9 protein-coding genes and 1 pseudogene are annotated in these 8,298 nt (G+C 61.6%); 2 read left to right on the top strand and 8 right to left on the bottom strand.

All coding sequences use genetic code 11. From position 1 onward, the window contains the following. Positions 1-173: 173 nt before the first annotated feature. The 8 genes and pseudogenes from HX817_RS30560 to HX817_RS30525 form a co-directional block, all read right to left on the bottom strand. Positions 174-1,253 carry a sigma-54-dependent Fis family transcriptional regulator gene (locus tag HX817_RS30560; RefSeq protein WP_177042309.1) on the bottom strand — a complete coding sequence of 360 codons (1,080 nt, stop codon included), beginning with the start codon at positions 1,251-1,253 and terminating at the stop codon, positions 174-176. Between the two features lie 99 nt (positions 1,254-1,352). Then, positions 1,353-2,018, bottom strand: a complete 666-nt coding sequence (locus HX817_RS30555) for a methionine ABC transporter permease (protein ID WP_003212526.1) — start codon at positions 2,016-2,018, stop codon at positions 1,353-1,355. Beyond that, positions 2,015-2,761 carry a methionine ABC transporter ATP-binding protein gene (locus HX817_RS30550; RefSeq protein WP_003212524.1) on the bottom strand — a complete coding sequence of 249 codons (747 nt, stop codon included), beginning with the start codon at positions 2,759-2,761 and terminating at the stop codon, positions 2,015-2,017. Before HX817_RS30550 ends, HX817_RS30555 begins: the two co-directional genes overlap by 4 nt. Continuing rightward, entirely contained in the window at positions 2,758-3,552 is a 795-nt protein-coding gene (locus HX817_RS30545; RefSeq protein WP_003212522.1) for a MetQ/NlpA family ABC transporter substrate-binding protein, read from the bottom strand. The genes HX817_RS30550 and HX817_RS30545 overlap by 4 nt, the downstream gene beginning before the upstream one ends. A 14-nt stretch (positions 3,553-3,566) precedes the next feature. After that, complete coding sequence (locus HX817_RS30540; protein ID WP_087695231.1) at positions 3,567-4,604, bottom strand: isopenicillin N synthase family oxygenase; 1,038 nt, start codon at positions 4,602-4,604, stop codon at positions 3,567-3,569. A gap of 86 nt (positions 4,605-4,690) precedes the next feature. Then, positions 4,691-5,209: pseudogene (locus HX817_RS30535) on the bottom strand (thioredoxin family protein); the annotation flags it as partial. A 77-nt stretch (positions 5,210-5,286) separates the two neighbouring features. Beyond that, entirely contained in the window at positions 5,287-5,466 is a 180-nt protein-coding gene (locus tag HX817_RS30530; protein WP_003212515.1) for a hypothetical protein, read from the bottom strand. Between the two features lie 11 nt (positions 5,467-5,477). Further along, positions 5,478-5,720 carry a DUF2790 domain-containing protein gene (locus tag HX817_RS30525; protein WP_177042305.1) on the bottom strand — a complete coding sequence of 81 codons (243 nt, stop codon included), beginning with the start codon at positions 5,718-5,720 and terminating at the stop codon, positions 5,478-5,480. A 216-nt stretch (positions 5,721-5,936) separates the two neighbouring features. Between HX817_RS30525 and HX817_RS30520 the strand changes: the two genes are divergently transcribed. Beyond that, a complete protein-coding gene (locus HX817_RS30520; protein WP_003212510.1) occupies positions 5,937-6,677 on the top strand; it encodes a response regulator in 741 nt (246 codons plus the stop codon). Then, positions 6,674-7,978 (top strand): ATP-binding protein, encoded by a 1,305-nt coding sequence (locus tag HX817_RS30515; RefSeq protein ID WP_177042303.1) that lies wholly within the window; start codon positions 6,674-6,676, stop codon positions 7,976-7,978. Before HX817_RS30520 ends, HX817_RS30515 begins: the two co-directional genes overlap by 4 nt. Positions 7,979-8,298 lie beyond the last annotated feature (320 nt).

Raw genomic sequence — 8,298 nt, 5'->3', positions numbered from 1 at the left:
CGCGGCGGCCCGCTTCGTGCTGCCGGAGTGAGGGAACACCGAGCCTAGGCGAGGTGCCGACAGGCGGGGCAGAGCGCTTTGGTTACTTTGCCGCTTTTGCAAAGTGACTCGCTGTAAGAGCGAAACCATAAGCCGCCGTTACCTGAATAACGGATATGTACATCATCAAAAAATCAGGGTTTAACCCGCCCCTTGAGCATCCCATGATTCACCAAAAGCGTCCGCATGGCATTGCGCGTCACCCCCAACAACTCCGCCGTACGCAACTGATTAAACCCACAAAACGCAAACGCCTCCCGCACGATCAAATCCTCGATATCGTGCAACAACGAATCCCCCGGCACCTCGAACAACCGCAGCAACTGCTCCCGCACCACCTCCTGCGGAATCCTTGGCGCCCCGCTGTTAGCGCTGGCATGCATCGCACTCAGCCCCGCAGAAAACTTCAAGTGCGACGGCATGATCGGCCTGTCCCCAGCCACCAAAAGCGCCAGGTGCACCACATTCTCCAGCTCACGAATATTCCCCGGCCACGGATAATCCAGCAACGCCTGGGTCGCCGACTCCGACAACATCGGCTCGGCGATTTTCAACCTGGCACTGTAGAGCCGCCGAAAATGCTCAACCAACGGCAGGATATCCAGCGGCCGCTCACGCAACGGCAACACCTGCACCTGCGCCACGTTGATGCGATAGAACAGGTCAAGACGAAAGTTGCCCGCCTCCACCGCCTGCTCCAGGTCGATGTTGGTGGCCGTCACCAGCCGGATATTGATCTTGATCGGCTTGCGCGACCCCACTCGCACCACTTCCTGCTCCTGCAATACCCGCAGCAGCTTCACCTGCAACGGCAGCGGCAAGTCACCGATCTCATCGAGGAACAGGGTGCCGCCATCGGCTTCTTCAAACCAGCCGATCCGCCGCCCCGAGGCCCCGGAAAACGAGCCGGCCTCATGCCCAAAAAATTCGCTTTCCGCAAGGTTCTCGCTGATGGCCCCACAGTTCACCGGCACAAACGCACCGGTGCGGCCGCTGGCGCTGTGGATATAGCGCGCCACCAGCTCCTTGCCGGTGCCGGTCTCGCCATTGATCAACACCGGCGCTTCACTGGGGCCGACACGTTGCAAATATTCGAGCAGTTGCAGGGAACGCGGGTCGGCAAACACCAGCGCCTTGGCGCGAATCGACAACGGGTCTTTTTCGCCCTGGGGCAAAGTCAGGATCGGCGTGGGATGCCCGTGGGGACGGTTCATGAAGAGTATTTCCCGGCGACGAGGTGAAGGTACGTAAGGGAACTTTACTCAGTCACGCATATAACTAGAAATATTAAAAATTCATTAGTACATAACCGTTTATCGACGATGCGCCAGCGACCTCACGCAACGATCCCCCAGGCTTTGCACGCCCTGGACCAGCACCACCAACACAATCACCGTCACCACCATGATCTGGTTATTGAAACGCTGGTACCCATAACGAATCGCCAGGTCCCCCAGGCCGCCACCGCCAATCACCCCGGCCATGGACGAAAAGCCGATCAGCATCACCAGGGTCAGGGTCAACCCCGCAAGCAACGCAGGCAGCGCCTCCGGCAGCAGCACCTTGAAGATCACATGCCGAATATCTCCACCCATGGCAACGATGGCTTCGATGCGCCCCTTGTCCACTTCGTCCAGCGCGTTCTCGACAATCCGCGCAAAGAACGGAAAGGCGCCAATGGTGATCGGCACCACGGCGGCGGTGCTGCCCAATGTGGTGCCAACGATCAACCGGGTCAGTGGAATCAAGGCAATCAGCATCACCACAAAGGGCAATGAGCGGCCCAGGTTGATCACCGCACCCAGCACACGGTTCACCCGTGGCAGCGGGAACAGCCCGCCGCGGCGACTGACAAACAGCAGCACCCCCAGGGGCAGGCCGATAAGCAAGGTAAAGACCGCCGCCAGCAGCACCATGTACAGGGTTTCGCCAGTGGCCGTGAGCAGCAGTTGCAGGATGTCGTTCCAGTCCGTTTTCATACTGCCCTCACCGCTGGCAGGCTGGGGGCCAGTGAGCGGCCCAGGCTTGAGGCGGGGTCGGCCTGCAATTGAATCAGGCTGCCGCTTTCCACCACACGCCCATTGGCCAGGGATACCGCGCTGTCGCAGATAGCCTTGACCACATCCAGCTCGTGGGTGATCAACACGATGGTCACCCCCAGTTGCCGATTGATACTGCGCAGCAGTTCCAGGATCGACGCGGTGGTTTCCGGGTCGAGGGCACTGGTGGCTTCGTCCGACAGCAAATAATCCGGGCGCGCCGCCAGCGCCCGGGCGATGCCGACGCGCTGCTTCTGGCCGCCGGACAGTTGCGACGGAAACGCCAGCGCCTTGTCACTCAGGCCGACCAGTTCCAGCAATTCCTTGACCCGGGCAACGCGCTCGGCCTTGGGCTGGCCGGCGATTTCCAGGGGCACCGCCACATTGTCGGCGACGTTGCGTGAATGCAGCAGGTTGAAACCCTGGAAGATCATGCCGATACGCTGGCGTTGCTGGCGCAGTTGCTTGTCACTGAGCAGCGTCAGGTCCTGGCCGTCCATGAGGATACGCCCGGAGGTCGGGCGCTCCAGCAGGTTCAGGCAGCGCAGCAAAGTACTCTTGCCCGCCCCGCTCCGCCCCACGATCCCGAAGATCGAACCGTCGGCAATCTGCAACGACACGTTATCCAGCGCCGGCGGCTGGCCATCGGCGTAGGTTTTGCTGACCTGCTCGACGACGATCATTCGACAGCTACCGGAATCACCGAGCCTGCATATTTCTCGGTGATGAACTTTGCCACCTCCGGCGAATTCAGGTCCTTGGCCAGCTGTTTGATCCGTGGGTCGTCCTGCAATTTCGGGGTGGTCACGAGGATATTCGCGTAGGGATTGCCCTGGGCTTTTTCCAGCCCAAGGGCATCCTTGGCCGGTGACAGGCCGGCCTCGAGGGCGTAGTTGCCATTGATCACGGCGAGGTCGACATCATCCAGGGCACGAGGAATCTGTGGTGATTCGATCTCGAGGATCTTCAGGTGCCTGGGGTTCTCGGCAATGTCCTTGGGCGTTGCCTGGTCCTTGGCCGGGTCGTTGAAACCGGGCTTGAGCGTGATCAGGCCGTTGGCTTGCAGCAGGTACAGCGCACGGCTCAGGTTGGTGACGTTGTTGGGCACGGCCACGGTGCCTTTATCCGGCACCTGGGCAAAGCTGGTGTGGCGATGGGAATAGATACCCAGCGGCTCGATATGCACGGTGGCCGCCACTGTGAATTTCTGGCCGAGAGCCTGTTCCTGGGAGTGCAGGTACGGCAAGTGCTGGAAGTAGTTGGCGTCCACATCACCGTGGGCCAGCAGTTCATTGGAGTTCACGCCGTTGGGGATTTCGATGATTTTCAGCTGCAGCTGCGGGTCGAGCTTCTGCACGTATTCGAGGATTTGCGCGTGGGGAATCGGGTCCGCCGCCACACGCAGGGCCTCGGCGGCCTGGGCGTCGAAGGAGGCAATCAGGACGGCCAGGGCCAGGGCTGTTTTCTTGAGCATGGTGATGTTCCTTATCAGGCGGACAGGGCTTGGGGAATCGTGGCATCGGCGTAAAACCGTTGGGCGACATCCGGATGGGAACGCAGGCGGCCCTTGAGGTAGTTCCAGCCGACGTCCCGCAGCAGCGGGTTACGCGGGTCACTGGTGGGGCCGTGGGCATCGCGCAGCAACTCGGGCGGCAACTGATACACCGGCACCACCGCGTCCAGTTGCGCACCGAGGAAAAACGCCAGGGACAAACGCTCGCTGCCCAGGGGCGGCGATTCGACCCGGTGCACCGTGGCACGCAGGTAGCCGTTGGTGGCCAGTTCCAGCAACTCGCCGATGTTCACCACCAGGGTGTCGGGGCGCGGCAAGGCGTCGATCCAGCGGCCCTCCTCCACTTCCACTTGCAGGCCGGCCTGCCGGTCTTGCAGGAGGAAGCTGAGAAAGCCGGAATCCTTGTGGGCACCGACGCCCTGGCGACTCTGCTGGGCGTGGCGGCCGGGGTAGCGGATCAGCTTGATGTGTTCGTTGGGCTTGGCGCCATACAGCGGGTCGAAAGCGTTTTCCGGCAGCGACAAGGCCTGGGCAAAGGCGCGCAACAGGCGCAGGGACATCTGCGTCATCGCCTGCTGCCAGGCCAGTAACAAGGGCTTGAGTTCAGGCAATGCGGCGGGCCATTGGTTGGGGCCTTGGAGGCGCGACCAGGCCGGTGAGTCCGGGCCCTGTTGCAGCGGCTCGCGCTCGGCGCCGAGGTCGAACTGTTCACGCAGGTCCGGCTGCCCCCGGGTGATCTCCGACGCGGCGCGGTTGTAGCCGCGAAAGTGTGGGGAGTTGATCATGCCGACAGCAAGCTTGTCGGCCTCCGGCAAGGCGAAAAACTGGCGCGCCTGCTGCTGCACCTGGGTGAGCAACCCGGCGTCGATGCCGTGGCCGGTGAGGTAGAAAAAACCGATATGCCGCGCAGCGTGGCGCAGGTCATCGAGAAACTGCCCACGCTGGGCCGGGCTGCCGTCGAGCAGCGCCAGGTCCAGCAGGGGCAAGGTGTTGATTGCCAGCGGGTGCGACATTGGGTGCTCACTCCATGAACAGGTACGTGGAGTGGTGAAGCTAAACGATCTAAAAACCCCGCAATAAATACCTTTTTGGCATTAGCTTAGGTTGGCGCGTTCGCCGCCCTGGCTTCTTCCAGCAGGGCCTGGATGACTTTCTCCTGATTGTCGTAGCGGCCCTCGCCGAAATGGCTGTAGCGCACTTTGCCGGTGGCATCGAAGAAGTAATGGGCCGGCCAGTACTGGTTATCGAAGGCGCGCCAGATGCGGTAGTCGTTGTCGATGGCCACCGGGTAATGGATGTCCAGCTTCTTGACCTGGCTGCGTACGTTATCCAGGACTTTCTCATAGGCGTTTTCCGGCGTGTGCACACCGATCACCACCAACCCGTCCCTGGCGTATTTCTTCGCCCACTGATTGACGTACGGCAGGCTGCGCTGGCAGTTGACGCAGTCGTAGGTCCAGAAATCCACCAGCACCACCTTGCCCTTCAGGCCCTCGGCCGTCAGCCGCGGCGAGTTGAGCCAGGCCACCGCGCCGTCGAGGGACGGCATGCGCTCATCGGACTGGCTGAAACTTTCGGCATCGACGTTGTTGATCAGGTAGTTCACCGCCTTGGGCACGCCGACCAAGGCAACCACCAGTGCCAACAGCAGCAGGCCTTTTGAGCGGCGCAGGTATCGGATGAAGTTCATGGGTGTCACCTCGTGGCCGGGGGTGTTTCAGCGCGTTTGCGAGCCGCGCCGTTTTGCGCCAGCGGCGTGTTCTGGAAGCAGGTTTCACTGCCGGTGAGTTTTTTCGCGGTGGCGGCGTTCACATCCGCCGCCACACCCGCCATGGAAAACGCCAGGGCACTGAGAAAGCTGTTGAGTGGGGTCATGGCCGGTCTCCTCAGCTGCCTTCAAGGCAATTGCTGGAAAATTTGCGGTAGTCGAGGACGTGGCGCTGGCCCTCGGAATCGAGGTAGGTCAGGTGCGAGTTGACGATGCCGCACAGCGCGCCACCGGACTCTTCGGAGATCGACAGCACCTGGTGGATATCCGGCTGGCTGGCGGTGGTTTCGGCATGGGCGGCAACACTCAGGCAAGTGAGTAAGGCAAACAGGCAACTGGCATAGGCAGCTTTGATAGTCATGGGTGGTTCCCCGGGGGTTCAAGTGGGCCGAGGCGGATTACCTCGATGGGCTCATTTGAACCTTGCGAGGTATCCGGATTGTGTCGGCCAGGCCCGGATTTTTGCGTCGATGTGTATCTCGTCACCGCCAGATACACTGCAATACAAAGGGCACAAGGCAAGCCCGCCGCCAGTGGCTAGACTGCGCATCAATGACTAATCAACGAGGAAGGCAGCATGGATCACGTCGATCACATTCTGATTGTCGATGACGATCGGGAGATCCGCGAACTGGTGGGCAACTACCTGAAAAAGAACGGCCTGCGCACCACCGTGGTGGCTGACGGCCGGCAGATGCGCAGCTTCCTCGACACCACCCCCGTGGACCTGATCGTGCTGGACATCATGATGCCCGGCGACGACGGCTTGCAGCTGTGCCGCGAACTGCGGGTGGGCAAGCACAAGGCCACGCCGATCCTGATGCTCACCGCGCGCAACGATGAAACCGACCGCATCATCGGCCTGGAAATGGGCGCCGACGATTACCTGGTCAAGCCCTTCGCCGCCCGTGAACTGCTGGCCCGCATCAACGCCGTGCTGCGGCGCACGAGGATGCTGCCACCGAACCTGGTGGTGACCGAAAGCGGCCGGCTGATCCGCTTTGGCCGCTGGCGCCTGGACACCACCGCCCGCCATCTGCTGGACGAAGACAACACCCTGGTGGCCTTGAGCGGTGCCGAATACCGTTTGCTGCGCGTCTTCCTCGACCATCCGCAACGGGTGCTCAACCGTGACCAGTTGCTGAACCTGACACAGGGCCGGGACGCGGACCTGTTCGACCGCTCCATCGACCTGCTGGTCAGCCGCCTGCGCCAGCGCCTTTTGGACGACGCCCGCGAACCGGCCTACATCAAGACCGTGCGCAGCGAAGGCTATGTGTTCTCCCTGGCCGTGGAAATCCTTGGGGACCCGGCATGACCCTCACGTTCCGCTGGCCGCGCACCCTCGCGGCGCAACTGACGGTAATTTTCATCGTCAGCCTGCTGTGCGCCAACGCCCTGTCGTTCAGTGCGCAGTTCTATGAACGCTACATGAGTGCCCGCAGCGTAATGCTGGGCAACCTGGAAAACGACGTATCGACGTCGATCGCGATCCTCGACCGCCTGCCCGCCGCCGAGCGTGCCAGCTGGCTGCCGCGCCTCGACCGCAACGCCTACCGCTACCTGCTGAATGCCGGCGAACCCGGCGAGCCGATGGCCAGCGACAACGTGCCCATGGCCGCGACGTCGATTTCCGATGCGTTGGGCGAGCATTACCCACTGACGTTTCGCGACATCCCGGGCCTGCAAAAACACTTCCAGGCGCACCTGACCCTGGCCGATGGCAGCCCGGTCACGATTGATGTCTATCCCAAGCCGATCCCGTTTGCGTTCTGGCTGCCGGTGGTACTGGTGCTGCAACTGGTGGTGTTGCTGGTGTGCACCTGGATCGCCGTGCGCATCGCCATCCGCCCGCTGACACGCCTGGCACGGGCAGTGGAAACCCTCGACCCGAATGCCCGCCCGACGCCGCTGGACGAAACCGGCCCCACCGAGGTGGCGCATGCGGCGGCGGCGTTCAATGAAATGCAGAACCGCATTGCCGAGTACCTCAAGGAGCGCATGCAGATTCTGGCGGCGATCTCCCATGACTTGCAGACGCCGATCACCCGCATGAAATTGCGTGCCGAGTTCATGGAGGACTCGGTGGACCGGGAAAAGCTCTGGAGTGACCTGGGGGAAATGGAGCATCTGGTGCGCGAGGGTGTGGCTTACGCTCGCAGTGTGCATGGGTCGACCGAGGCGAGTTGCCGGATCGACCTGGATGCGTTTCTCGACAGCCTGGTGTTTGATTACCAGGATATGAACAAGCAAGTGAGTTTGACCGGTAAAAGCGCGGTGGTTTTGGATACGCGGCCCCATGCGTTGCGTCGGGTGCTGGTGAACCTGGTGGACAACGCGCTGAAATTTGCCGGGGAGGCGCAGTTGGAGGTGGGGTCGACGGCGGCGGGTGAGCTTTCGATCAAGGTGCTGGACCGGGGGCCGGGGATTGCCGAGGATGAACTGGTGCAGGTGATGCAGCCGTTTTACCGGGTGGAGAGTTCGCGTAATCGTGGCACTGGTGGTACAGGGCTGGGGTTGGCGATTGCCCAGCAACTGGCAGTGGCGATTGGTGGGGAGTTGACCCTGAGCAACCGGGACGGTGGGGGGTTGTGTGCGCAGGTTCGGCTGGAGCTGTGACGGGCGGTGTGTATATCCATTATTTGGGTGATGGCTTGTATCGGTTACGCTCTTACAGCGGCTCACTTTTGAACAGCCGGAATGCCGGCCCAGTCAAAAGTAAGCAAAACGCTCTTGCCCCACCACTCGGCTCCTCGCCTAGGCGAGGAGTGCCCTAACTCCGGCTTGAGTGTTTAGAAACGAAATCAAAAGCTAAAGCGGGCACGGTCCACTGTAGGAGCTGGCTTGCCGGCGATGGCATCACCTCGGTGTGTCTGATGTACCGAGGTGTCTGCATCGCCGGCAAGCCAGCTCCTACAGAAAAGCAGCTCTGCTTTCGC

It is taken from the genome of Pseudomonas sp. C6002, from assembly GCF_013385805.1.
GTDB lineage: Bacteria > Pseudomonadota > Gammaproteobacteria > Pseudomonadales > Pseudomonadaceae > Aquipseudomonas.
Note: the sequence above shows the minus strand (reverse complement) of the source record. Positions and strands in the feature narration are given on the sequence as shown.

What these genes read in the sequence shown, in the direction of transcription:
- HX817_RS30540 (WP_087695231.1), bottom strand. Translation starts at nt 4,604, where the DNA reads ATGTCGCACCCGCTGGCAATCAACACCTTGCCCCTGCTGGACCTGGCG.
- HX817_RS30515 (WP_177042303.1), top strand. Translation starts at nt 6,674, where the DNA reads ATGACCCTCACGTTCCGCTGGCCGCGCACCCTCGCGGCGCAACTGACG.
- HX817_RS30555 (WP_003212526.1), bottom strand. Translation starts at nt 2,018, where the DNA reads ATGAAAACGGACTGGAACGACATCCTGCAACTGCTGCTCACGGCCACT.
- HX817_RS30550 (WP_003212524.1), bottom strand. Translation starts at nt 2,761, where the DNA reads ATGATCGTCGTCGAGCAGGTCAGCAAAACCTACGCCGATGGCCAGCCG.
- HX817_RS30520 (WP_003212510.1), top strand. Translation starts at nt 5,937, where the DNA reads ATGGATCACGTCGATCACATTCTGATTGTCGATGACGATCGGGAGATC.
- HX817_RS30525 (WP_177042305.1), bottom strand. Translation starts at nt 5,720, where the DNA reads ATGACTATCAAAGCTGCCTATGCCAGTTGCCTGTTTGCCTTACTCACT.
- HX817_RS30530 (WP_003212515.1), bottom strand. Translation starts at nt 5,466, where the DNA reads ATGACCCCACTCAACAGCTTTCTCAGTGCCCTGGCGTTTTCCATGGCG.
- HX817_RS30560 (WP_177042309.1), bottom strand. Translation starts at nt 1,253, where the DNA reads ATGAACCGTCCCCACGGGCATCCCACGCCGATCCTGACTTTGCCCCAG.
- HX817_RS30545 (WP_003212522.1), bottom strand. Translation starts at nt 3,552, where the DNA reads ATGCTCAAGAAAACAGCCCTGGCCCTGGCCGTCCTGATTGCCTCCTTC.